This is a genomic window from Ruegeria sp. CG8 (assembly GCF_056537165.1).
In genome coordinates, this window is the sequence record NZ_JBQFRA010000001.1 from 1143392 (window position 1) to 1164740 (window position 21349).

Genomic DNA, 21349 nt, shown 5'->3' on the forward strand with positions numbered 1-21349 from the left:
GCTCAGACCTTCTTGACCCGGACCTGGCTGAACAGGCCGTGCGGGCGGAAGATCAGCACCGCCAGCAACAGCGCATAAGGCGCGATCTGGCTATAGCCCGCGGCGATGTAGCGGCTGGCGAAGGGTTCGATCACGCCGACGATCAGACCGCCCGCCAAAGCCCCGGGAAGGCTGCCGAACCCGCCGATGACCGCGGCCGCAAAGGCCTTGATTCCCAGCAACCCGGTGGTCGGATCGACCGATCCCTTGGCGGCGAACAGGATGCCCGCGATCCCGGCCACGACACCGGCCAGCCCCCAGATGAAACCCTGCACGCGCTTGACCGGGACGCCCATGTAATAGGCCGCCAACTGGTTCTGCGAAGCGCCCTGCATCGCCAGCCCCAGCTTGGTCTTGCTGAAGAACACATAGAGCCCCCAGGTCAGCAGCACGGTCACGACGATGACCGCCACGTCCTCCATCCCCAGAACCAGCCCGCCAAAGCGGACCTCCTTACCGGCCAGTGGGTTTTCCAGCGTCTGCGGCTCATGGCCCCAGATCAGCCCGGCAACAAAGCGGATCACGAAACCCAGGGCGATGGTCAGGATGACCACAGCGGTCTGGCTTTCCCCGAACAGGCGGCGGATGATCAGCCGGTCCAGCAGATACCCCAGCGCGCCCATGATCCCCAGCGAGATGGGCAGGGCCAGCCAGAAGGGCAGGCCCATATATTCGGTATTGGTCAGCCCGATGGTGACAAATGCGCCCAGCATCATGAAATCGCCCTGGGCAAAGTTCACGGCCTCGGTCGCCTTGTAGATCAAAACGAAGCCAAGCGCGATCAGGCCGTAGACACAGCCGTTCGCCAGCCCGCTGATCAGCAGCTGTGCGTTGTCCAAATTCTCCTCCCCATGCCGGTTTGCCCGGCGTCCTGACGCCCCGGATCTCCTCCAATCACCGGGGCGCCTGTTCTACTATGGCGTGATTATTACCTTACCGTCACTCTTTTTCAGTGCAACTGCCAGATCGGAAACGATTTTGTTCAGCGGGACATGCGCCGAGACATCCGTTTTCCACCGTCCGTCTGCAAAGCGGGCCTGCACCTCGGCAATCGCGCGCATCTGCTCTTCGGGCGGAGTGGACATCATCCATTTGGTCAGCCAGAAGCCCTCAATCTGCTTGCTCATAAAAATCAACTGGCCCATCTGGGTCAGCTTCGGAGGCTCGCTGCTGAGTTTGCCGTAAGATACCCAGCGCGCGCCGTTGGGCATGGCGCAGAATACTTGCTCGGATAGCTGGTCCGAGACCGCATCAAGAAACACTCGCGGCTTGAGCTGTGCGCTGATGGCCGCAAACTTGGAGACGGCATCGTCTTCGGTGGTTACGATGACCTCGGCCGCTCCGTGGCTTTTGAGTAGTTCGACCGTTTCAGGGCGCCGCACCATCGCAATCGGCTTCAGGCCAAGGTCTCGGCCCAGCCCGCACATCAGCTTGCCCAACTGGCTGGTGGCCGCGGAAACGACAAAGGCCTCTCCTTCGGACCGCGCGATCTCAACCATTGCCATTGCGGTCAGCGGATTGACGATCTGTGCGGCACCGTCATCGTCCGAGATCTCGGACCGCAAAGGAATGCACATCTGCGCCTGTGTCAGGGCATACTCGGCCCATGCGCCGGACCCGGAGGCGACGAAGGCGACCCTTTGCCCCTTCAGCGCTTCGGCGCCCGCGCCGGTGGCGACGACGTCCCCGCACCCTTCGAAACCGGCCGGTGCACCTTTGACCCGCGGCTGACCGTACTCACCCTTGACGAAATGGAGGTCTGAGGGGTTCACCGATGCGGTGCGCAATTTGATCAGCACCTGGCCGGGGCCCGGCGTGGGCACCGGGATCTCGGCATTCTCAACCCAGTCGGCGGCGTCTTCGATCGCCGGGCCCGTGGCGGTACCCGAGTATCCGTCAAATTTCTGGATCACGGCAAACATGGATTTGGGGAGATCAGTCATTCTTTTTCCTTTGTTTCCGACATTTTCAAGCAAACGGGTCGATCCAAGTGCACGCCCTGGGGCAGGGCGCACCGATGCCGACAATAGGTCGTCCCGACTTGATGCGACTGGTTGAGCCAAGCCAAACAAATGGCACCGGACACGTCAATCGACCACAGGGTTAACGTTGGGGAATTGGGAAACCGGTGCAGGTGTGACAAGGCCGGACAAATGCCGGCCTTGTCGAATGATCTTATTGCGTCAACAGGTTGCGCAGTTCCTGGATCTTGAGCGCAGCCGTTTCCGGCGCTTCCTTGATGCCATCGAGGATCTTGATCACCTGGTCCTGGATTTCCTGGCTCAGCTGGCTGTTTTTCACGGATTCAACCATCGCGTCATAGTCGAACTGCTCGGCCGACAGCATGCCTTCGTCAACCCAGGTATTCAGCAACTCCTGCCCTTGGGCAGTGAGGGCTGCAACCTGATCGCCTGCCTGGTTGGCCAGATCCGTCGCAGCATCGCCGGCCTGGTTAGCCAGATCCGTGGCTGTCTGACCGGCTTGCTCGGCGGCTTCACCGGCCTGTTCGACGGCGGCCGAGGCTGCGTCACCCGCTTGCTGCGTGGCCGTCGACAAAGCCTCGCTGGCGGCTTCTTGGGCTGCGGTTGCGGCCTCGCCAACGGCCTCGCCGGCTTCTTTGGCGGCAGATTGCAGTTTCTCGGCCGGGGTGGGCTCGGGCTGATTCAGGTAGAAATACGCGCCGGCACCCAATCCGGCGATGATAATCAGGATGATAATGCGGGACATTGGGGTCTCCTTTTCGGATGTGTGCCGCTGATGTGGGGAGAAACTACCTGAGATCAAAGGGGAAATCCCAAAAATTCGGCGCATGTTCGGGGTTTGGGCCACTCGGCGCTGATCAGTCAGACGATCGGCGGCAACAACACGCCACCGGCGAAAATACACGGTTGCAACCATCAGGCGAACAAGAAAGGGGGGGCGTCATTGGGAAGTAGTGGCGGAGAGACAGGGATTCGAACCCTGGGTGGGCTTGCACCCACAACGGTTTTCGAGACCGCCCCGTTCGACCACTCCGGCACCTCTCCGCGGGGGTCTGTGAGGGGGGGATTTAGTTGTGATCGCCGAGGGGTGCAAGCAGAAAATTCCCGAATTCGCCAAACCGTGGATTTTCCATTGCCAGTCCGACGAAATCTCCTAGGCTGACATGTATGAGACATCTTCTGCACCGCATTTCGCTTCTGCTCATCCTGCCCGTGTTCGCGTTCGCTCTGACGGCTCAAAACGCCTTGTCCGCCAGCCGGGATCGGATTGAGGCTTTTCTGACGACGACGGGTTTTGACGTGGCGCTGGAAAGCATCGCATTGGCCTCGGCTTCGGCGCCTCAGATGCTGGGGATCGACCCCGAGGGTTTTGGCTCGCAATGGACGCGTCTGACGGAAGAGGTGTTCGACACCGACGACATGCATGAAACAGCGGTTGCGATTCTCGAACAGACGCTGAGCGACGAGGCCCTGAACCACGCGGTCGAGTTTTATGCCTCGGATCTGGGACAACGGCTTGTCGAGGCGGAAAATGCCTCGCACCTTGTTGAGGATGACGAAGCCAAGCAACTTGAGGGGCAGGAGATCATATCCGATCTGGTCAAGTCCGGTTCGAGCCGCATCGAAAGCCTGAAGCGGATGAACAGCGCCATCGATGCCAGCGAAACCTCATTGCGGGCTCTGCAGGAGATCCAGCTGCGGTTCCTGCTGGCCGCCAGCGCCGCCGGAGTGATCGACCTGCAGTTGGACGCGGACGGGCTGCGCCAGATGATGAAGCTGAACGAACCCGAGATGCGGCAGTCATTGCAACTGTCCGCCTTGGCCAACGCGGCCTACACCTATCAGGATTTCTCTGACGCGGATGTCGACGCCTATACCAAAGCGCTGGAACAGCCGCTGATGCAGGAAGTCTACGAGCTGTTGAACGCAATCCAGTACGAGATCATGGCCATGCGGTTTGAAGTGCTGGCGGCGCGCATGGCCGAACTGCGTCCGGCTCAGGACATCTGATGCGGCTGTTTCTGGCTCTGTGGCTGGTTTTGGCCGGTTGGGCCAGTGCGGTCACGGCGGACCAGGTCGACCGTCTGACCAAGGCAATGCATTTGTCCGACGTGATGCAGATTCTGCGTGATGAGGGTGTCGCGCAGGGGCGCGAACTGGACAAAAGCCTGCTGGACGGTGAGGGCGGATCGTTTTTCGAGGCCCAGGTTGAAGACTTGTACGACAAGGCGTGGATGCAGGCCAAGATTTATGACGCGCTGGCTGGCGGTATGTCCGAAGGGCAACTGGAGCAGGCTGCGCTGTTTTTCGAAAGCGATCTGGGCCGCGCCGTCGTGTCTCTGGAAAACTCGGCCCGTCGAACTTTTTCCGACGAAGCCATCGAAGAGATGGCCATGGCCGCCTATCGGGAGGCCGATCGTGATGCGGCCTATTTTCGTCTGATCGATGAGTATGTCGAGATCAACGACCTTGTTGATCGGAACGTGCGCGGGGCGTTGCAGGCCGATTACAATTTCTTCCGTGGGTTGGCGGACGGGCAGGGCATCACGGGCGACGACGGCGAAATGTTGGCCCAATTGCTGGCGCAGGGAGCGCAGTCCGAGCAACAAACCCGCGAGTGGCTGTACTCGTTCCTTCTGTTTGCGTACCAACCGCTCAGCGAGGCCCAGCTGCGCGAGAATATCGCCTTTTCACGTACCGAGGCAGGGCAGGCCTTGAACAACGCCTTGTTCGCAGGTCTGGACACCATGTTCAACGAGTTGTCATACCAGCTGGGCGTAACGGTGGCGCAGGTTCTGCAAGCGTCGGATCTTTAGGCCGGTTTGCTGTTGACTTTACCGTTTGATCCGTGGATAAGCGCGCATCCCGGCCGGAACCTCCGCGCCGGGTATCGTTATTGCTGGCCTGACGGGTGCGCCCTGACGGTCGTTCATCCGCCCGAAAAGGGCGCGCTGTTCGAGGTGGCTTTGGCCGAAACGCCCGTCTGACGGGGACCACAGAACGCGGTAGAAAAAGGAAAGACGCATGTTTGCAGTCCTCAAGACTGGCGGCAAGCAGTACAAGGTTCAGGCGGGCGACGTGCTCCGCGTTGAAAAACTGGCTGCCGACGCAGGTGAAAAAGTCCAATTCAACGACGTTCTGATGCTGGGTGGCGACGCCCCGGTTGTCGGCGCGCCGTTCATCGATGGTGCGGCCGTTCAGGCGGAAGTGATCGAACAGATCAAAGGTGACAAGGTCATCAAATTCGTCAAGCGCCGCCGCAAGCACAGCTCGAAGCGCACCGTTGGCCACCGTCAGAAGCTGACCCTGGTCAAGATCACCGACATCCTGCCCTCGGGCGCGGACAAGTCGGGCGTCAAGGCCGCAACCGGTTCGGCTCCGGCAGGTGAAGTTGCGAAAGCAGCGAAACCCGCCAAGAAAGCCGCTGCCAAGGCAGAAGCCCCGGCCGCTGCTGCTGCCGCTGACGATCTGACCAAGATCACCGGTGTTGGTCCCGCAGCTGCCAAGAAACTGGCCGAAGCCGGTATCGAAAGCTTTGCCGCTCTGGCCGCCTTGTCGGAGGAGCAGATTGCTGCTATCGAGACGGTCAAAGTGAAACCCGAATGGGTTGAGCAGGCCAAAGAGCTGGCCAAAGGCTAAGGAGAGAGAGAATGGCACATAAAAAAGCTGGCGGTTCCTCCCGTAACGGCCGCGACTCAGCGGGTCGTCGCCTTGGCGTGAAACTGTATGGTGGCCAGGCCGCCGTTGCAGGCAACATCATCGTGCGTCAGCGCGGCACCAAGTTCTGGCCGGGCGAAGGCGTGGGCATGGGCAAGGATCACACCATCTTTGCAACTGTCGATGGCGCCGTGAAGTTCCACAAGGGACTGAAAAACCGCACCTTCATTTCGGTCCTGCCAGTGGCGGAGGCCGCAGAGTAAGCCGAAACCCAGAAGGTTTAAGAAAAATTCATGGGGGACCGGCACAAAGTGCCGGTCCCCTTTCTCGTTTTGACGCAGATTTGATCGAAAGCCCCGATGCCCGTTGCAACCACCAGTTTCCTGATCTTTGCCGCCAGCCAGGTCGGCACGCCGGGACCGGCTAACATGGTCCTGTTGGGAACGGGTGCGCGCTATGGGTTCCGCGCGGCACTGCCCTTCGTGGCAGGCGTGATTCTGGGCAAGCAGCTGATCATCTGGCCGTTGGGCTTTGGCCTTCTGCAACTGGCGGAACAGGCCCCCACCGCGTTTGCGGTTCTGAAATATGCTTCCGCGGCCTATATTTGCTGGCTTGCGTGGAAAATCGCCAACCTGCGCCTGTCCCATCAGGACGCGGGCGAGTCGGTTCCGGGTTTCTGGGCTGGGTTGGTGGTACATCCGCTAAACCCCAAGGCGTGGGCGATGATCATCGCGGGATTCACAGGGTTCGTCGCGGCGGGGACGTCGGTGCTGAGTGCGACGCTCACGATCGCGCTCGTTTTGTTGACCTGCCAGTTGGTCCTGCACCCGATCTGGACCTTTGCGGGCGATAGAATTGCCCGCGTGGTTGCGGGACGGCCGGCGGAAAAATATCTGATGTGGACTCTCGCGGGTCTGACTGTTGCATCCGTACTTTTCGTGTTGTTCGGAGGAGGAACACACCAATGAAACTTGAGGCAATCATAAATCAGCCGGTCATTGAAACCGAGCGGTTCGACCTGCGCCCGCTGCGCCGGTCGGACATGGGCCTGATCGAGCACTACGCCGGGGACGAGCGCGTGGCGCGCATGACCACGTCGATTCCACACCCTTTGCCGCCCGGTTCGATCGAGGCTTTCGTTACCCGCGCCATGGCCGAGGACCGGGACGAGGACGTCTGGGCGATGGACGCCACCAAGGATGGCGGGCCCGAGTTGATCGGGGTGATCTCGCTCAAGCGGCTGGATCGCAATCAGTCCGAAGTGGGCTATTGGGTCGCGCCCTTGTATTGGAACACGGGCATCGCCTCGCTGGCGGTGGAAACGCTGGTTCAGGCGAATCCGTTGGAAAACGCCACGATGTTTGCCAGCGTGTTTCAGGACAATCCCGCCTCGGCGCGGGTCCTGACCCATTGCGGGTTCCAGTATCTTGGCGATGCCGAAAGCTTCTCGGTGGCGCGCGACGCAAATGTGCCCACCTGGACGTACAGCAAAAAACTCTGACTTGTGGCCGATGGGGCCTTTGCAGTAGGGGACTGTCATGAAATTTCTCGATCTTGCAAAGGTCTACACCCGGTCCGGGGCCGGCGGTAGCGGGTGCGTCAGCTTCCGACGCGAAAAGTACATCGAATACGGCGGCCCTGATGGCGGGGACGGCGGCAAGGGCGGGTCTGTCTGGGCCGAGGTCGTGGACGGGTTGAACACCCTGATCGACTTCCGCTATCAGCAGCACTTCTTTGCCAAGAACGGACAGCCCGGCCGGGGCCAGCAGCGCACCGGCAAGGATGGCGACGACATCATCCTGCGCGTGCCCGTCGGAACCGAGATCCTGGACGAGGATCAGGAGACGGTGATCGCCGACCTGACCGAGGTGGGGCAACGTGTCCTGCTGGCGCGGGGCGGCAATGGCGGCTTTGGCAACCTGCATTTCAAATCGGCCACCAACCAGGCGCCGCGCCGGGCCAATGCGGGACAGCCGGGCGTGGACCGCACGATCTGGCTGCGTCTGAAGCTGATTGCCGATGTGGGTCTGCTGGGCCTGCCGAATGCGGGCAAATCGACCTTTCTGGCCGCAACATCGAACGCGCGGCCCAAGATCGCCGATTATCCCTTTACCACGCTGCATCCCAATCTGGGCGTCGTCGGCGTGGACAACGTGGAATTCGTTGTGGCTGACATTCCCGGCCTGATCGAAGGCGCGCATGAAGGCCGCGGCATCGGCGACCGTTTTCTGGGCCATGTCGAACGCTGCGCGGTGTTGCTGCATCTGGTGGACGGCACGTCCGAGACCATCGCGCAGGATTATCACACCATCATCCACGAGCTTGAGGCCTATGGCGGCGCGCTGGCTGACAAGCCCCGGATCACCGTGTTGAACAAGATTGACGCGTTGGACGAAGAACAGCTCGAACTGGCCAAGGCCGAGCTGGAAGAGGCCGTGGGCGGCCCTGTCATGACCATGTCGAGCGTCGCCCGGCAAGGCGTGACCGAGGTTCTGCGGGCCCTGCGCGCCCAGATCGACGAAAACCGCCTGCGCCAGAAACCCACCGAGGAGCGCGAGACGTGGCAGCCCTGACCGACGCAAAGCGCCTGGTGGTCAAAATCGGCTCGGCGTTGCTCGTCGATCGTGCGACCGGCAAGCTGCGTTCGGAGTGGTTGCATTCGCTGGCGCAGGACGTGGCGTGGCTCAAGGGGCAGGGGGCCGATGTGGTTCTGGTCTCGTCCGGTTCGATCGCGCTGGGGCGCGGTGTACTGGGCCTGCCCGCAACCGCGCTGTCGCTGGAGCAGTCCCAGGCCGCTGCCGCCGTCGGGCAAATCCGGCTGGCGCGGGCCTATGAAGAGGCGTTGGCCCCGCACGACATCACCACGGCGCAGGTTCTGGTGACTCTCGAAGACAGCGAGAACCGCCGCCGGTACCTGAACTCGCGCGCGACGCTGGAAACTTTGCTGGGGTTGGGTGTCGTGCCCATCGTGAACGAAAATGACACGGTGGCCACGGATGAAATCCGATACGGCGACAATGATCGCTTGGCCGCGCAGATCGCCGTGACCGTCGGTGCGGACCAATTGATTCTGCTGTCCGATGTCGATGGGTTCTACACTGGCAACCCCGCCGAGGACCCGTCCGCCACCCGGTTTGACGTGATCGACGCGATCACGCCCGAGATTGAGGCAATGGCCGGTGACGCCGGTTCGGGGCTGTCCAAGGGCGGCATGAAGACCAAGCTGATGGCCGCGCAGATGGCGAAGGCGGCGGGCTGCGACATGGCGATTACGGAAGGATCGCCTTTGAACCCGCTGAAATCGCTGAACAATGGCGCGAACAGCACCTGGTTCAAGGCCAAGCTGGATCCGCATGCGGCGCGCAAACGCTGGATCTCGGCGATGAAGCCGCGGGGTGAGATCACGGTCGATACAGGGGCCGCGCGCGCACTCGAGAATGGCAAAAGCCTGTTGCCGGCCGGTATCGTCGAAGTGACGGGCGATTTCGGACGGGGCGACCCGGTGGCCATCAAGGACAACGAAGGCCGGCGTCTGGGATTGGGCCTCAGCCGCTATACCGCGCACGAGGCCGACACCATCAAGGGGCGTAAATCCTCCGAGATCGAGGACGCACTCGGCTATCCCGGCCGTGCGGTGATGATCCACCGTGACGATCTGGCTTTGTAGCGGCGAAAACTGATAGATTTGGCTGGTCCGACGACCGGAAAGGCAAATGACATGAAGGACTTTGATAGCATTCCCGCCCTGATGGCCGATCTTGGCAAGCGCGCCAAGGATGCGTCTCGGGATCTGGCCTTTGCTTCGGCCGAGCGCAAACACGCCGCGTTGATTGCCGCCGCCGACGCTGTGTGGAAGAACCGTGCGCGGATCATCGAGGCCAACAAGAAAGACCTGGACTACGGCCGCGAAAAGGGTCTGAGCCCGGCTATGATGGACCGTCTGATGCTGGACGAGACGCGCATTCAGGGCATGGTCGACGGGTTGCGCACCGTGGCTGAACAGACCGATCCAGTGGGTGAGGTTCTGGCCGAATGGGATATGCCCTCGGGGCTGAACATCCGCCGCGTACGCACCCCGCTGGGCGTGATCGGCGTGATCTATGAAAGCCGCCCGAACGTGACCGCTGATGCCGGGGCGCTTTGCCTCAAGTCGGGGAACGCCGTGATCCTGCGCGGCGGATCCGAGAGCTTTCATTCTTCAACCGCGATCCACGCTTGCCTGGTCGAGGGGCTGAAAGCTGCCAACCTGCCCGAGGATGCGATCCAGCTGGTCCCGACCCGTGACCGGGCAGCGGTGCAGGAGTTGCTGACCATGACCGACTATGTCGACGTCATCGTGCCGCGCGGCGGCAAGGGGCTGGTCGGGCTGGTCCAGCGCGAGGCGCGGGTGCCGGTCTTTGCCCATCTTGAAGGGATCGTGCACATCTACATCGACAAGGCGGCGGATCCGCAGAAAACGCTGGACGTGGTGCTGAACGCAAAGACCCGCCGCACTGGCATCTGCGGGGCGGCCGAATGCCTGCTGGTGCATCAGGATATCGCGGAAACGCTGGGGCGCGACGTGATCGCCGCGCTGCTGGCCGCGGGCGTCGAGGTCCATGCCGCGGGTGCGCTGGCCATCGACGGCACCGTGCCGGCCAGCGATGACGATTGGGGTAAGGAGTTTCTGGACAGCATCATCGCCGCAAAACCGGTGACCAATATCGATGAAGCAATCGCGCATATCCGGCAATACGGATCGAACCATACCGATTGCATCATGACCGAGGATCAGTCCGCCGCCGACCGCTTCTTTGAACGGCTCGACAGTGCGATCCTGATGCACAACGCCTCGACCCAATTTGCCGACGGGGGTGAGTTCGGAATGGGCGCCGAGATCGGAATCGCCACGGGCAAGATGCACGCGCGCGGCCCGGTGGGGGCGGCGCAGCTGACCAGCTTCAAATACCTGGTGCGCGGCAACGGCACGACGCGCGCCTGAGGCGCTGCGTCAGAACCGCAGCACCACGCGGGTCGCGCCCGTCTCGGCCGATACCCGGCGGCCCTGAGCGGCCGCCGTCTGCGGAAGCAGGGCGAATTGCACCTGCGCCGGCGTGACCTTTTTGGCGAATGTGCCGGTCGGGAGGCCTTTCCACAGGTCGGGATCGACATTCATGCGGTCGGCCGTACCGGTGACCGTCCATTTATCGCCCACGCTGTCAATCTTGACCTCGCCGCCCATGGGCATGGCGCTTTCGCAGCACATGATGGCCAGAAAGGCCAGTTTGATCTGATTGCGCGGCATCGCCTCCGTGACGTTCCAATGCACCCGGACACGGCCCGCACGCTCGACATCGCGCAGCAATTCCGTCACTTCGCTGCGGCCCAGCGGCTGATCGCTGGCCGCGCCGAAGGCCACGCGGAAGAACCGGATCCGCGCCCCGGCGCTGCCGACGCTGCCGGTAATCAGCTCCATCTCGGGGCCCTGGGTGCCGCCAACCATCTCCAACAGTTCCAGCCCATTGGTGATCGCGCCGATCGGGCTGATCAGATCGTGGCAGATCCGAGAGCCGATCAACTCGGCCAGGTTGACGTTGGTGTCGCCCATGCGTACCTCCTGTGGTATCCCCCATGCCCGACCCGGAGCCGTCGCATGACAGATCTGAATGCCATTCTTGCACCGGGCATGTTTGTCCGCCACCCAGATTTCCCTGACTGGGGCGTTGGACAGGTCCAGTCCAACATCGGGGGCAAGATCACCGTGAACTTTCGCGACCAGGGCAAAGTGGTGATTGACGGAACACGCATCGCCTTGATGCCGGTTCTTGATCCATGAAACTGGTTTAGGAAAGGTTAACGGGGCTCGCCACCCGGTTCGTGTTGCCATTCGCCGCGCAGCTGCGGTATCAGCGCTGGGATCGCAACAAGACGACGACCATTCCACATGCCGGATACGGGCCCTTCATTCACTGTCAAACTTGCCGAAACCGACGAGGAACTGCGCGCGGCGCAGCGGCTGCGTTATGACGTCTTCGTGCGTGAATTGGGCGGTGGCGGAGAGATGGTCGATCATGCAGAGGGCCTGGAACGCGACCAGTTCGACCCGTATTTTGATCACATGCTGGCCTATGACGACGTCACCGGAGAAGTGGTCGGAGTCTACCGCCTGTTGCCGGGTGACCGCGTAGCTGAAGTCGGACGGTTCTACTCTGAGGATGAATACGACCTTACCGTTCTGAAAAACAGCGGCCGCAAATTGCTGGAACTCGGCCGGTCCTGCCTGCATCCGGACTATCGCGGCGGAACCGCAATGTATCATTTGTGGAATGGCCTCGCGAAATATGTGTCCGAACGGGAGATCGAGGTTCTGTTCGGCGTTGCCAGTTTTCACGGCACAGACGTCAAGCACCTTGCCCAGCCTCTGTCGATGCTGCATCACAACCACCTGGCTCCACCCGAACTGCGGGTGCGTGCGCAGCCGGATGTTTATCAGAACATGAACCTGGTTCCGAAAGATGCGCTGGATCGACGGAGTGCGATGTTGCAAGTTCCGGCCTTGATCAAGGCCTATCTTCGATTGGGCGGGTTTGTGGGCGAGGGCGCATTCATCGACCATGCCTTCAACACCATCGACGTTTGCCTGATCCTCGACACCACTCGGATGAACGAAAGACAGAGACGCATCTATGGCGGAGCGTGACGTGCCAAACGGTGCTGTCTGGCACAGCTCGGACGACCCGGACCCGGTTGAGTTGGGCGTGTGGGGTTGGATTTTGGTGATCCTCCGGGGGCTTCCTCTGGCTGTGCTGGTGTTCGGTGGTCTGATCGTTCTTTTGCTTGTGCGCCTGGTCGAAAGACCCATCTTTGGTCTGCGTCGACCAATAACGCCGTTCATTGCCCAATTCGTGTGTCGCAATGCGTTTCGAATTCTGGGGATCGGATTTTCAAGCTCGGGTGAGCTGATGCAGCAGCGCGGGGCTGTCGTCGCCAATCACACGTCCTGGCTGGACATCTTCGCGCTCAACGCCCGCAAGCGTGTATACTTCGTGTCCAAGGCCGAGGTGGCGAATTGGCCCGGCATCGGTTGGCTGGCCCGGGCCACCGGAACCGTGTTCATCGAACGCAATCCCAAGAAAGCGCGCGAGCAGACCAGATTGTTCGAGGACCGTCTGAAGGTCGGGCACAAGCTGTTGTTTTTTCCAGAGGGCACATCGACGGACGGCCTGCGGGTTTTACCATTCAAAACAACGCTTTTTGCGGCATTCTTTGCAGATGAACTGCGCGAATTCATGTATGTTCAGCCGGTTTCGGTTGTCTACCACGCGCCCGATGGGCAGCCGGATCGGTTTTATGGCTGGTGGGGGGACATGGATTTTGCCCCGCATCTTCTGAAGACGCTGGGCGCGCGGCGGCAGGGGCGGGTCGAATTGATCTATCATTCTCCGGCGCGGGTCAGCGACTTCGACAACCGCAAGGCTTTGGCCGCGCATTGCGAGCAGGCCGTTCGCCACGGGCATGCCTTGGCGCGGCCAGAAAAATAGGGGCAAAAGCCCCTTGCACCGTCAGTCAACCTGCCGTATACGCGCGGCATTCAAATCCGCAGGCGGGGTTTGGTCGTTTTGAGGGAGACATCCTCATCAAGGCCGCCGGTTGGAGCAAACGCTTCTTTCACCCCCGCCAAGGCGAAAACCGGAAAAGGAAAACATAGCATGGCTCTTCCCGAGTTCACCATGCGTCAGCTGCTGGAAGCTGGCGTTCACTTTGGTCACCAGACACAGCGTTGGAACCCCCGCATGGCGCCTTTCATCTATGGCGCACGCAACGGCATCCACATCATGGACCTGACCCAGACCGTTCCGATGCTGGACCAGGCGCTGCAGGCGGTACGTGACACCGTCGCCAAAGGTGGCCGCGTTCTGTTTGTCGGCACCAAGCGTCAGGCAGCACAGCCGATCGCCGAAGCCGCTGAAAAATCGGCCCAGTATTACATGAACCACCGCTGGCTCGGCGGCACGCTGACCAACTGGAAAACCGTTTCCCAGTCGATCAACCGTCTGAACCAGATCGACGAAGCCATGGAATCGGGCGCTGAAGGCCTGACCAAGAAAGAGCGTCTGGGCATGGAGCGTGACCAGGCCAAGCTGCAGGCTTCGCTGGGCGGCATCCGCGAGATGGGCGGCGTTCCTGACCTGCTGTTCGTCATCGACGTCAAGAAGGAAGCCCTGGCCATCGCCGAAGCCAACAAGCTGGGTATCCCGGTTGTGGCCGTCGTCGACACCAACTGCTCGCCGGATGGTGTGGACTACATCATCCCCGGCAACGACGATGCTGCCCGTGCAATCGCACTGTATTGCGACCTGGCCGCACGCGCTGCACTGGACGGCATGACGGCTCAGCTGGGCGCCGCCGGCGTCGACCTGGGCGAGTTCGAAGAAGCACCGGTTGAAGAAGCCGTTGCAGAAGAAGCCGAAGCGTCGGCCGAAGCGTAAGCTGCCCGTCACGTAAATGACATATGGGGCAGGGTAGACCTGCCCCAATTCCGTTTGAATTGAGGAGAGCCAAGAGATGGCAATCACTGCAGCAATGGTGAAAGAACTGCGCGACTCGACCGGCGCAGGCATGATGGACGCGAAAAAAGCGCTGACCGAAACCGGCGGCAACATGGACGAGGCCGTTGACTGGCTGCGCACCAAAGGTCTGGCGAAGGCCGCAAAGAAATCCGGCCGTACCGCAGCAGAAGGCCTGGTTGCCGTTCACGTCGAAGGTGGCAACGGTGTTGCTGTCGAAGTGAACTCGGAAACCGACTTTGTCGCGAAGAACGCCGAGTTCCAGGAAATGGTCGGCAAGATCACCTATGCAGCCCAGGGCGTTGACTCGGTTGAGGAACTGCTGGCCGCTGATCTGGGCGGCAAGTCGGTTGCCGACACGCTGACCGACAAGATCGCCACCATCGGCGAAAACATGTCGGTCCGCCGCATGGCCAAACTGTCGGGCGACACCGTGGTCTCGTATGTCCACAACGCCGCAACCAACGGCATGGGCAAGATCGGTGTTCTGGTTGCTCTGTCGGGCGGCGATGAAGCCATCGGCAAGCAAGTCGCGATGCACATCGCAGCCGTGAACCCGGCCGCTCTGTCCGAAGCCGACCTGGATCCGGCCGTTGTCGAAAAAGAAAAGCAGGTCCAGATGGATATCGCGCGCGAGTCCGGCAAGCCCGAGCAGGTCATCGAAAAGATGATCGAGGGCCGCATGAAGAAATTCGTCGCGGAATCGACCCTGCTGAGCCAGCAGTTCGTTGTGAACCCCGACCTGACCGTGGAAGCAGCGGCCAAGGAAGCCGGCGCAACCATCACCGGTTTTGTTCGCCTGGAAGTTGGCGAAGGCATCGTGGTCGAAAAAGAAGACTTTGCTGCCGAAGTCGCCAAAGCGGCTCAGGGCTGACGCCTGTTCAGCCCGGGTTTTCCGGGCTGAACCAAAAACACCCGAAACCGGTTGCGCGACGCGCGACCGGTTTTTTTCTTGGCGAATTTTCCGATTGATCAGAGGAGTAATTGGAGGGCCCCGCAAGATGGGGATGGTCGAGGCCCCCCAAAATTTCCGACATCGGCACGCGGACGAATAAGCGCCCTTTGTCAGAGCGAACGGAGAGCCTTGGCAATACAAAGATCCGTCCAAATGTTCCTTGGCTAAAGCCACCACTCACGGAACAGGATCAATGTGCAATTTCTGCGCAGTTTTAGGAAGTCATGTATTCCTTACCTAAGGTCAACTGCCGCGCGACAGCGGATTCAGACCTCCATGACGAACATCTGATTCTGCAGCGAAGCCTTCAAAACCGCCTGTGCAGTCGTCTCGACGGAGAGAGCCTCGCGCGCCAGCCTGAGGTGTTTTTCAACAGTCGCCGAGGTCAGTCCCATCAGCAGGGCAATGTCTTGGGTCGTTTTGCCGTCACCCACCCATTCCAGAGCCTCACGCTGCCGCTTGGTCAATGCGCGGTTCGGGGGATTGTAGGGCAGGGTCAGGATCTTGAGGTGGGCGATGTTGTTCATCAGCAGGATGTCATCGCCATGCTCGGCCCACATCTCGTCCATCTCGTCCTGGCTGCGGTTCAGAGCGGCCAGCGAAATTGCCCCCTTCGACCGCATGGACACCGAAGTGAAACTGATCGTGTAGCCGACGGTGATCCCTTTCGAGCGATTGAACTCATACACCTTGCGTTCTTCGTTGGTCATCGTGCCGCTGGACATCATCTCGCGGATCATGCTCCAGCTTGCGGCCCCTTCGTGATCCAGCGCCCATTTCAGCATGGGCGCATGGAAATACAGACCATCCCGAAGGAAACCGTCCATGTATTCCTTGCAGTGATTGGTCAGGATCACGAAATCTTCGGGGTCGCCCAAAGACGTTTGGGTGCGGTATTGTGTGTGTCCGTACAACAGGCGGTCAAAACCATACTTGGCCATCTGTTCGGTGTGCGCGGCCCAAAGCTCCTCGAGGGTTTTCACATAGCTCAGAAAGTTGAGGTATTCCTTGAGCGTCATCATGCGCCGCCACCCTCCTGAAGATGCGCGGCCAGCGCTTCCAGCGCCAGAACATAGCTTTGAGCGCCAAAGCCGCAGATCTGCCCGATGGCGACGGCCGAGATGTAGGACTTGTGCCGAAATGCCTCGCGGGCGTGGATATTGGACAGGTGAACCTCGACCACCGGCAATTGAGCTGACGAAATGGCATCCATCAATGCTATTGACGTGTGGGTATACGCGCCGGCATTCAGAACGATCCCGTCATGGGTCCCGCGCGCGGCGTGGATGGCATCGATCAACACACCTTCATGGTTTGATTGAGCGCACTCGACACGCAACCCGATCGATGCGCCATGCGAAACGCACAAGTCTTCGATCATCTTCAAGGTGGTATGACCGTAAACCTCGGGCTGCCGTGTGCCCAACAGGTTCAGGTTCGGTCCGTTCAATACAAGAATACTACGCATTATTTTTCTGTCCCCATACCTGTTTCATAGCCGCGAATTGAAAACGCGTCTACCGGCTTTGCTCTCATGAGGCGAGCGGGCGCAGGTCCGGTCTTGGGGACAGGCGGTGAAACGACCGTGAATGTCGTTCCTAGTCGATGGATACGACAACTTTGCCGAGAACCGACCGGTCGCCCAACATCTCCAAAGCTTCGGCGGCGCGGGGCAAGGAAAAGCGGGCGCTGATACGCGGCTTGATCTTGCCGCCATGATACATGGCAAACAGTTCCCGCAAGTTTTCGGCATGTCCGGCCGGATCGCGGAATACGGACGCGCCCCAGAACACGCCGACGATCTCACAGCCTTTGAGCAAAGGCAGATTCAACGGGATGTTGGGGATACCGGCCGGAAAGCCAACGACCAGAAACCGCCCCTTCCAGGCCATCGCGCGCAATGCTGGCTCGGCGTAGTCGCCGCCAACCGCATCATAGACCACATCAACGCCATCACCGCCCGCCAGCTTCTTGATTTCTGACGAGAACGCTTTTTGCGCCTCTCGCGTCATCTCTTTGGAGTAGACGATCGTCTCATCAGCGCCCAAATCCTTGCAAAACTGAGCCTTGTCTTCCGTGGACACCGCGGCAATTACACGCGCGCCCATCGCTTTGCCCAACTCAACCGCGGCCGAGCCGACACCACCGGCGGCCCCAAGAACCAACAAGGTCTCACCGCCCTTGAGCCCGGCGCGATCCTTCAGCGCATGGTAGGACGTTCCGTAGGTGAAGATGAAACAAGCCGCATCCTCGTACGGCATGGACTCCGGGATCGGAACGGCGCTGGCGGCCGGAATGCACAGCTGCTCGGCGAAACCTCCGTGGCCTGTCAGGGCCAGAACGCGGTCACCGACCTTCAGATCGGAAACACCATCTCCAACGGCGATCACATCGCCCGACACCTCTCCTCCGGGCGCGAAGGGGCGCGGTGGTTTCATCTGGTACAAATCGCGGATGATCAGCGTGTCCGGAAAATTCACGCCTGCCGCACGTACCCAGATCAGTACCTGACCCTTTTTGGGCGTTGGATCGGGCAGGGTGGTCAGTTCAAGTGTTTCCGGACCACCCGGGGCGACGCTGAGTAATGCTTGCATTTCGTTTTCCGATCTCCGCCATTTGTTGGCCCGAAGGTCGGGTCCTGACACTATGTTGTCAAGGCAGATGTGAAATGCAATTCTGCACAGTGAAACTAACCCGACCTGAAATAGAACTCAGGACGCAACAAAAACGAATTATGGGGAGAGGCTGATGAAACCGGAGAACTTATTTTCGCTAGCGGGCAAGACTGCTCTGGTCACGGGCGGCGCGACCGGCATTGGTCGGATGGCAGCCGAGGCTCTGCTGCGCGCGGGAGCGCGGGTGCTGATCGCTTCGCGCAAGGGCGAAGCCTGCGAAGCTGTGGCCGCCGAACTGAACGCGCTGGATGCGCCCGGAACCGCCGAAGGGTTTGCCGGTGACGTCAGCAGCGAGGCCGGTATTGATGCGCTGGTCGAAGAGGTGAACAACCGCACCCAAAAGCTTGATATCCTTATGAACAATGCCGGCGTTTCGTGGGGCGCGCCAATGGGACAGTTTCCCTATGACGCCTGGGACAAAGTCATGTCCGTGAATGTCGCCGGCATCTTTCATCTGACCCAGAAGCTGCTTCCTCTGCTGATGCAATCGGGTTCGGACGATGATCCTGCACGGGTGATCAACGTCGCATCGGTGATGGGAGAGGTTCCCATGGGAGATGGCGCCTACAGCTATTCCGCGTCGAAGGCGGCCGTCATCCATCTGACCAAGATCATGGCAAAGGAGCTGTCGCCCTACCGCGTGACTGTGAATGCTCTGGCACCGGGACCGTTCGTTTCGCGCATGACCGCCTTTGCCACCGCTGACGAGGAAAAACGCGAGAAAGTGGGCAAGTCGGTCCCGCTGGGCCGTGTCGGGCGCGACGAGGACATCGCGGGCTGTATGCTGTTCCTCAGCGGACGCGGCGGCAGTTACGTGACCGGCGCCGTGATCCCGGTCTCGGGTGGTATCAACGTTCTGACCGGAGGAAACATCTTTGCCGATGCCCTGTGAAACCCGGTCCAGTATCAAGCGAGGCCGATCGCATGAGCGATGACCCGAACACTCTCGACCTTGTCGCCGTAGATGACTATCTGCGCGCCAACCTGCAAGGCTATGCCGGTCCGCTTGAGGCGACGAAGTTCACGGTGGGTCAGTCCAATCCGACCTACGAACTGCGCACGCCTGGCAAATCCTATGTTCTGCGGCGCAAGCCGCCCGGAGTTCTGCTGAAATCCGCCCACGCAGTAGACCGCGAATTCCGTGTTCAGACAGCGTTGGCGCACAGCAAAGTACCGGTGCCGCGCATGTACGTGCTGTGCGAGGATGACAGCATTATCGGCTCTGTCTTCTATGTCATGGAGCGTCTGGACGGCCGGAATTTTTTGGAACCGACCATGAAGGGCGAAACCAACGAAACCCGTAGCGCCGTTCTGGATGAGATGAACCGGGTTCTGACCGAATTGCACATGGTCGACATCGACGCAGTGGGCCTGTCCGACTACGGACCGACCGGCAACTACTTTGAACGCCAGATCGCGCGCTGGACCAAACAGTATCGCGCCTCGGAAACCGAAACGGTTGCCGACATGGATGCGCTGATCGACGCGCTGGAAAGCTCGATCCCGGCGGATGATGGCCAACGAACGCTGGTTCATGGCGACTATCGCATCGACAATCTGATGTTCGAGCGGGACGGCACCCGCTGCATCGGGGTTCTGGATTGGGAGTTGTCCACCATCGGCCATCCCTATGCCGATCTGGCGGCCGTAATCATGCAATGGCAGATGCCGCCGGGCAAAGAGGGTCGAGGGCTGGCTGGTGTTGACCGAAGCAGCCTTGGGCTGCCCAGCGATCAGCAGTTCATCGCCTCATACTGTCAGCGGCGCGGATTGCCGGGGATCGACAATTTCGGTTTCTATCTTGCGTTCAATTTCTTCCGCATGGCCGGAATTCTCCAAGGGGTCTACAAACGCGCCCTGGACGGGAATGCATCCGATCCGGCCCGGGCGCGCGCATTCGGAGCCTATGTGCCGATGTTCGCCAAACATGGCCTTGCAGCGCTGGGATAGAGGGGCAGGCGTGGTATCCGAGACATCACCTAGCGCCGACACTGGCAAGGATCGGAACTTCGTCACTGCACTGGCGCGGGGGCTTGAGCTGCTGCGGTGTTTTCGCCACGGCGAAACCGCCCTGACCAACACGGATTTTGCTGAACGCACGGGTCTGCCCAAGCCAACGATCTCGCGGTTGACCCATACGCTGTGCCAACTGGGTTACCTTGTTCAGGATCACGCAGGCGGTTCGTATCGGCTTGGCGTCGGAGTGCTGCGGCTGGGATTCGGAGTTCTGGGTGCGGCTGACATATGCGAGCGTGCCGTCGAGGTGCTGAGGGAACTGCGCGATGGAGCCAATCCGTACCTGACGGCCGCCCTGGGCGAAGCACATCGGGCCGAGGTCGTATACGTCGCGGTCAGTAGGTCGACGCAGAACGTGGCGCTTACCATGCATGTCGGATCCCGGCTGCCGTTGTTCTCCTCGGCCATGGGGCGGGCCATTCTGGTTGGCATGACCGAGGATCAAAGGGAAACGGCGATTTACGCTGCTCGACGCGATCTGAACCTGCCCGAAAATCACCTGCGCGACTCGATAAAAACCGCGTTGGATGAATACGATACACAAAGTTATTGTACCGGATATTCTCTGTGGCGGGACGACGTCCATGCCATTTCCGTTCCGGTGTCCACCGCCAGCGACGGGCGGGTATTTGGATTGAATATCGGCGGACCCAGCTTTTACGTGACCCCGGAAGAGCTTGAAGGAGACCACGCGCACAAGCTGATAGATGCCGCCCGGCAATTGGGACTGCGTCCATGAAACCTCAGTGCAACGCCTCAAGTTCAAGTTCTACGTTGGCCAGGCTGTTCTTACCAAAAAACATCTCAGACCCGACAAACAGGCAGGGCACCCCGAAAACTCCGCGGCGAATGGCCGCTTTTGTCTGATCCTTCAGAGTCTGCTTTGCCAGATCGCCGGTGATCGCCTCACGGATTTTTCGTACGGGCAGGTCACGTTCCTGAATGATGTCGGTCAACACATTCAGGTCGTCAATTTTCTGTCCGTGCACCCATATTGCATCAAAGACGGCGTCTACATATCTATTTTCCCAAGATTTTCCTATCGCCGCGACCGCCCCACGCATGGCGAACTTCGTGTTCAGCGGAAAATAGGGACTCATATGAAAGTTCAGGCCGCGCCGCCGCGCAAAGCGGTGCAGGTCATGGGTCAGATACGCCGATTTCTTCCGATTTTCCGAGAACGCCCGAAATGGGCTCTGGTTGTTGGTAGCCTTGAAAACTGTGCTCAGAAGAACGGGCACAAAGCGAATCGCGGCCCCGTGGCGCGCGGCGAGATCTGGCAAAACCTTATGAGCGAGGTAAGCGTTCGGGCTGCAAAAGTCGTATACGAATTCCACGTTCTGCGTCATCTGGCACCTCCGGCCGGTGGCGAATTCAGGGGTAACGGCTGCAAATCACGAATCCAGAACGCCTTCAGTCTAGCAGCGTCGCGGGTCGTGGCCGAGAGCAGACTTGCAGACCGCTCGCCCGGCAATTTTC

At 60.4% G+C, this 21349-nt stretch carries 25 protein-coding genes and 1 tRNA gene; 17 read left to right on the forward strand and 9 right to left on the reverse strand.

Features of this window, described 5'->3' with window-relative positions; all coding sequences use genetic code 11:
• Nucleotides 1-2: 2 nt before the first annotated feature.
• From ACR0EF_RS05610 to ACR0EF_RS05625, 4 genes are all read right to left on the reverse strand, one after another.
• Complete coding sequence (locus tag ACR0EF_RS05610) at nucleotides 3-878, reverse strand: branched-chain amino acid ABC transporter permease (RefSeq protein WP_005983028.1); 876 nt, start codon at nucleotides 876-878, stop codon at nucleotides 3-5.
• Nucleotides 879-953: 75 nt separating this feature from the next.
• Nucleotides 954-1982: a zinc-binding dehydrogenase gene (locus ACR0EF_RS05615; protein WP_170371085.1), complete on the reverse strand. Its 1029-nt coding sequence runs from the start codon at nucleotides 1980-1982 to the stop codon at nucleotides 954-956.
• Between the two features lie 232 nt (nucleotides 1983-2214).
• Nucleotides 2215-2766, reverse strand: coding sequence for a hypothetical protein (locus ACR0EF_RS05620; RefSeq protein WP_093962956.1), 552 nt, complete (start codon nucleotides 2764-2766; stop codon nucleotides 2215-2217).
• Between the two features lie 209 nt (nucleotides 2767-2975).
• Nucleotides 2976-3065 (reverse strand) — tRNA-Ser (locus ACR0EF_RS05625).
• Nucleotides 3066-3188: 123 nt separating this feature from the next.
• On the opposite strand from ACR0EF_RS05625, the gene ACR0EF_RS05630 reads away from it, so the two are divergent.
• From ACR0EF_RS05630 to ACR0EF_RS05670, 9 genes are all read left to right on the forward strand, one after another.
• On the forward strand, nucleotides 3189-4031 hold the full coding sequence (locus ACR0EF_RS05630) for a DUF2059 domain-containing protein (RefSeq protein WP_170357817.1): 843 nt from the start codon (nucleotides 3189-3191) through the stop codon (nucleotides 4029-4031).
• Nucleotides 4031-4837 carry a DUF2059 domain-containing protein gene (locus ACR0EF_RS05635; RefSeq protein WP_170371063.1) on the forward strand — a complete coding sequence of 269 codons (807 nt, stop codon included), beginning with the start codon at nucleotides 4031-4033 and terminating at the stop codon, nucleotides 4835-4837. The genes ACR0EF_RS05630 and ACR0EF_RS05635 overlap by 1 nt, the downstream gene beginning before the upstream one ends.
• Before the next feature lie 208 nt (nucleotides 4838-5045).
• Nucleotides 5046-5660 carry a 50S ribosomal protein L21 gene (locus ACR0EF_RS05640; protein ID WP_170371061.1) on the forward strand — a complete coding sequence of 205 codons (615 nt, stop codon included), beginning with the start codon at nucleotides 5046-5048 and terminating at the stop codon, nucleotides 5658-5660.
• A gap of 11 nt (nucleotides 5661-5671) precedes the next feature.
• Nucleotides 5672-5941: a 50S ribosomal protein L27 gene (gene rpmA, locus ACR0EF_RS05645; protein WP_005983052.1), complete on the forward strand. Its 270-nt coding sequence runs from the start codon at nucleotides 5672-5674 to the stop codon at nucleotides 5939-5941.
• A 96-nt stretch (nucleotides 5942-6037) separates the two neighbouring features.
• Complete coding sequence (locus ACR0EF_RS05650) at nucleotides 6038-6646, forward strand: LysE family translocator (protein WP_149777268.1); 609 nt, start codon at nucleotides 6038-6040, stop codon at nucleotides 6644-6646.
• Complete coding sequence (locus ACR0EF_RS05655; RefSeq protein ID WP_170339204.1) at nucleotides 6643-7179, forward strand: GNAT family N-acetyltransferase; 537 nt, start codon at nucleotides 6643-6645, stop codon at nucleotides 7177-7179. The genes ACR0EF_RS05650 and ACR0EF_RS05655 overlap by 4 nt, the downstream gene beginning before the upstream one ends.
• Before the next feature lie 37 nt (nucleotides 7180-7216).
• Nucleotides 7217-8251, forward strand: a complete 1035-nt coding sequence (gene obgE / locus ACR0EF_RS05660; protein ID WP_170371057.1) for a GTPase ObgE — start codon at nucleotides 7217-7219, stop codon at nucleotides 8249-8251.
• Nucleotides 8239-9345 (forward strand): glutamate 5-kinase, encoded by a 1107-nt coding sequence (gene proB / locus ACR0EF_RS05665; RefSeq protein WP_170371055.1) that lies wholly within the window; start codon nucleotides 8239-8241, stop codon nucleotides 9343-9345. The genes obgE and proB overlap by 13 nt, the downstream gene beginning before the upstream one ends.
• A gap of 51 nt (nucleotides 9346-9396) precedes the next feature.
• A complete protein-coding gene (locus ACR0EF_RS05670) occupies nucleotides 9397-10659 on the forward strand; it encodes a glutamate-5-semialdehyde dehydrogenase (protein ID WP_170371082.1) in 1263 nt (420 codons plus the stop codon).
• A 9-nt stretch (nucleotides 10660-10668) separates the two neighbouring features.
• On the opposite strand, the gene ACR0EF_RS05675 is transcribed toward ACR0EF_RS05670, so the two are convergent.
• On the reverse strand, nucleotides 10669-11265 hold the full coding sequence (locus ACR0EF_RS05675) for a histidine phosphotransferase family protein (RefSeq protein WP_170371080.1): 597 nt from the start codon (nucleotides 11263-11265) through the stop codon (nucleotides 10669-10671).
• A 45-nt stretch (nucleotides 11266-11310) separates the two neighbouring features.
• Here ACR0EF_RS05675 and ACR0EF_RS05680 point away from each other — a divergent pair, with 45 nt between their 5' ends.
• From ACR0EF_RS05680 to tsf, 5 genes are all read left to right on the forward strand, one after another.
• Nucleotides 11311-11493 carry a DUF3553 domain-containing protein gene (locus ACR0EF_RS05680; protein ID WP_170339192.1) on the forward strand — a complete coding sequence of 61 codons (183 nt, stop codon included), beginning with the start codon at nucleotides 11311-11313 and terminating at the stop codon, nucleotides 11491-11493.
• 108 nt (nucleotides 11494-11601) lie between these two features.
• On the forward strand, nucleotides 11602-12357 hold the full coding sequence (gene olsB, locus ACR0EF_RS05685) for an L-ornithine N(alpha)-acyltransferase (protein WP_170371078.1): 756 nt from the start codon (nucleotides 11602-11604) through the stop codon (nucleotides 12355-12357).
• Entirely contained in the window at nucleotides 12344-13198 is an 855-nt protein-coding gene (gene olsA, locus ACR0EF_RS05690) for a lyso-ornithine lipid O-acyltransferase (RefSeq protein ID WP_170371076.1), read from the forward strand. The genes olsB and olsA overlap by 14 nt, the downstream gene beginning before the upstream one ends.
• A gap of 168 nt (nucleotides 13199-13366) precedes the next feature.
• Nucleotides 13367-14146, forward strand: coding sequence for a 30S ribosomal protein S2 (gene rpsB / locus ACR0EF_RS05695; RefSeq protein WP_093962056.1), 780 nt, complete (start codon nucleotides 13367-13369; stop codon nucleotides 14144-14146).
• A 76-nt stretch (nucleotides 14147-14222) separates the two neighbouring features.
• A complete protein-coding gene (tsf, locus tag ACR0EF_RS05700; protein ID WP_093962057.1) occupies nucleotides 14223-15098 on the forward strand; it encodes a translation elongation factor Ts in 876 nt (291 codons plus the stop codon).
• Nucleotides 15099-15445: 347 nt separating this feature from the next.
• Here the strand turns inward: tsf and ACR0EF_RS05705 are convergent, their stop codons facing one another.
• From ACR0EF_RS05705 to ACR0EF_RS05715, 3 genes are all read right to left on the reverse strand, one after another.
• Entirely contained in the window at nucleotides 15446-16198 is a 753-nt protein-coding gene (locus tag ACR0EF_RS05705) for a LuxR family transcriptional regulator (protein ID WP_093962957.1), read from the reverse strand.
• Nucleotides 16198-16647, reverse strand: coding sequence for a type II 3-dehydroquinate dehydratase (gene aroQ, locus ACR0EF_RS05710; protein WP_170339183.1), 450 nt, complete (start codon nucleotides 16645-16647; stop codon nucleotides 16198-16200). Before aroQ ends, ACR0EF_RS05705 begins: the two co-directional genes overlap by 1 nt.
• A gap of 130 nt (nucleotides 16648-16777) precedes the next feature.
• Nucleotides 16778-17773 (reverse strand): NADPH:quinone oxidoreductase family protein, encoded by a 996-nt coding sequence (locus ACR0EF_RS05715; protein ID WP_170371074.1) that lies wholly within the window; start codon nucleotides 17771-17773, stop codon nucleotides 16778-16780.
• Between the two features lie 154 nt (nucleotides 17774-17927).
• Between ACR0EF_RS05715 and ACR0EF_RS05720 the strand changes: the two genes are divergently transcribed.
• The 3 genes from ACR0EF_RS05720 to ACR0EF_RS05730 are packed head-to-tail and all read left to right on the forward strand — an operon-like array spanning nucleotide 17928 to nucleotide 20609.
• Nucleotides 17928-18746 (forward strand): SDR family NAD(P)-dependent oxidoreductase, encoded by an 819-nt coding sequence (locus ACR0EF_RS05720; RefSeq protein ID WP_170363469.1) that lies wholly within the window; start codon nucleotides 17928-17930, stop codon nucleotides 18744-18746.
• A 32-nt stretch (nucleotides 18747-18778) separates the two neighbouring features.
• Nucleotides 18779-19804: a phosphotransferase gene (locus tag ACR0EF_RS05725; RefSeq protein ID WP_170371072.1), complete on the forward strand. Its 1026-nt coding sequence runs from the start codon at nucleotides 18779-18781 to the stop codon at nucleotides 19802-19804.
• A gap of 10 nt (nucleotides 19805-19814) precedes the next feature.
• Entirely contained in the window at nucleotides 19815-20609 is a 795-nt protein-coding gene (locus ACR0EF_RS05730) for an IclR family transcriptional regulator (RefSeq protein ID WP_367646386.1), read from the forward strand.
• Between the two features lie 4 nt (nucleotides 20610-20613).
• Here the strand turns inward: ACR0EF_RS05730 and ACR0EF_RS05735 are convergent, their stop codons facing one another.
• Nucleotides 20614-21219, reverse strand: a complete 606-nt coding sequence (locus ACR0EF_RS05735; RefSeq protein WP_170371040.1) for a 2-hydroxychromene-2-carboxylate isomerase — start codon at nucleotides 21217-21219, stop codon at nucleotides 20614-20616.
• Nucleotides 21220-21349 lie beyond the last annotated feature (130 nt).

What these genes read in the sequence shown, in the direction of transcription:
- tsf (WP_093962057.1), top strand. Translation starts at nt 14,223, where the DNA reads ATGGCAATCACTGCAGCAATGGTGAAAGAACTGCGCGACTCGACCGGC.
- ACR0EF_RS05630 (WP_170357817.1), top strand. Translation starts at nt 3,189, where the DNA reads ATGAGACATCTTCTGCACCGCATTTCGCTTCTGCTCATCCTGCCCGTG.
- ACR0EF_RS05720 (WP_170363469.1), top strand. Translation starts at nt 17,928, where the DNA reads ATGAAACCGGAGAACTTATTTTCGCTAGCGGGCAAGACTGCTCTGGTC.
- ACR0EF_RS05675 (WP_170371080.1), bottom strand. Translation starts at nt 11,265, where the DNA reads ATGGGCGACACCAACGTCAACCTGGCCGAGTTGATCGGCTCTCGGATC.
- ACR0EF_RS05670 (WP_170371082.1), top strand. Translation starts at nt 9,397, where the DNA reads ATGAAGGACTTTGATAGCATTCCCGCCCTGATGGCCGATCTTGGCAAG.
- ACR0EF_RS05735 (WP_170371040.1), bottom strand. Translation starts at nt 21,219, where the DNA reads ATGACGCAGAACGTGGAATTCGTATACGACTTTTGCAGCCCGAACGCT.
- olsA (WP_170371076.1), top strand. Translation starts at nt 12,344, where the DNA reads ATGGCGGAGCGTGACGTGCCAAACGGTGCTGTCTGGCACAGCTCGGAC.
- aroQ (WP_170339183.1), bottom strand. Translation starts at nt 16,647, where the DNA reads ATGCGTAGTATTCTTGTATTGAACGGACCGAACCTGAACCTGTTGGGC.
- ACR0EF_RS05725 (WP_170371072.1), top strand. Translation starts at nt 18,779, where the DNA reads ATGAGCGATGACCCGAACACTCTCGACCTTGTCGCCGTAGATGACTAT.
- ACR0EF_RS05650 (WP_149777268.1), top strand. Translation starts at nt 6,038, where the DNA reads ATGCCCGTTGCAACCACCAGTTTCCTGATCTTTGCCGCCAGCCAGGTC.
- ACR0EF_RS05620 (WP_093962956.1), bottom strand. Translation starts at nt 2,766, where the DNA reads ATGTCCCGCATTATCATCCTGATTATCATCGCCGGATTGGGTGCCGGC.
- ACR0EF_RS05655 (WP_170339204.1), top strand. Translation starts at nt 6,643, where the DNA reads ATGAAACTTGAGGCAATCATAAATCAGCCGGTCATTGAAACCGAGCGG.
- ACR0EF_RS05640 (WP_170371061.1), top strand. Translation starts at nt 5,046, where the DNA reads ATGTTTGCAGTCCTCAAGACTGGCGGCAAGCAGTACAAGGTTCAGGCG.
- rpmA (WP_005983052.1), top strand. Translation starts at nt 5,672, where the DNA reads ATGGCACATAAAAAAGCTGGCGGTTCCTCCCGTAACGGCCGCGACTCA.
- obgE (WP_170371057.1), top strand. Translation starts at nt 7,217, where the DNA reads ATGAAATTTCTCGATCTTGCAAAGGTCTACACCCGGTCCGGGGCCGGC.
- ACR0EF_RS05615 (WP_170371085.1), bottom strand. Translation starts at nt 1,982, where the DNA reads ATGACTGATCTCCCCAAATCCATGTTTGCCGTGATCCAGAAATTTGAC.
- rpsB (WP_093962056.1), top strand. Translation starts at nt 13,367, where the DNA reads ATGGCTCTTCCCGAGTTCACCATGCGTCAGCTGCTGGAAGCTGGCGTT.
- ACR0EF_RS05715 (WP_170371074.1), bottom strand. Translation starts at nt 17,773, where the DNA reads ATGCAAGCATTACTCAGCGTCGCCCCGGGTGGTCCGGAAACACTTGAA.
- ACR0EF_RS05635 (WP_170371063.1), top strand. Translation starts at nt 4,031, where the DNA reads ATGCGGCTGTTTCTGGCTCTGTGGCTGGTTTTGGCCGGTTGGGCCAGT.
- olsB (WP_170371078.1), top strand. Translation starts at nt 11,602, where the DNA reads ATGCCGGATACGGGCCCTTCATTCACTGTCAAACTTGCCGAAACCGAC.
- ACR0EF_RS05680 (WP_170339192.1), top strand. Translation starts at nt 11,311, where the DNA reads ATGACAGATCTGAATGCCATTCTTGCACCGGGCATGTTTGTCCGCCAC.
- ACR0EF_RS05705 (WP_093962957.1), bottom strand. Translation starts at nt 16,198, where the DNA reads ATGACGCTCAAGGAATACCTCAACTTTCTGAGCTATGTGAAAACCCTC.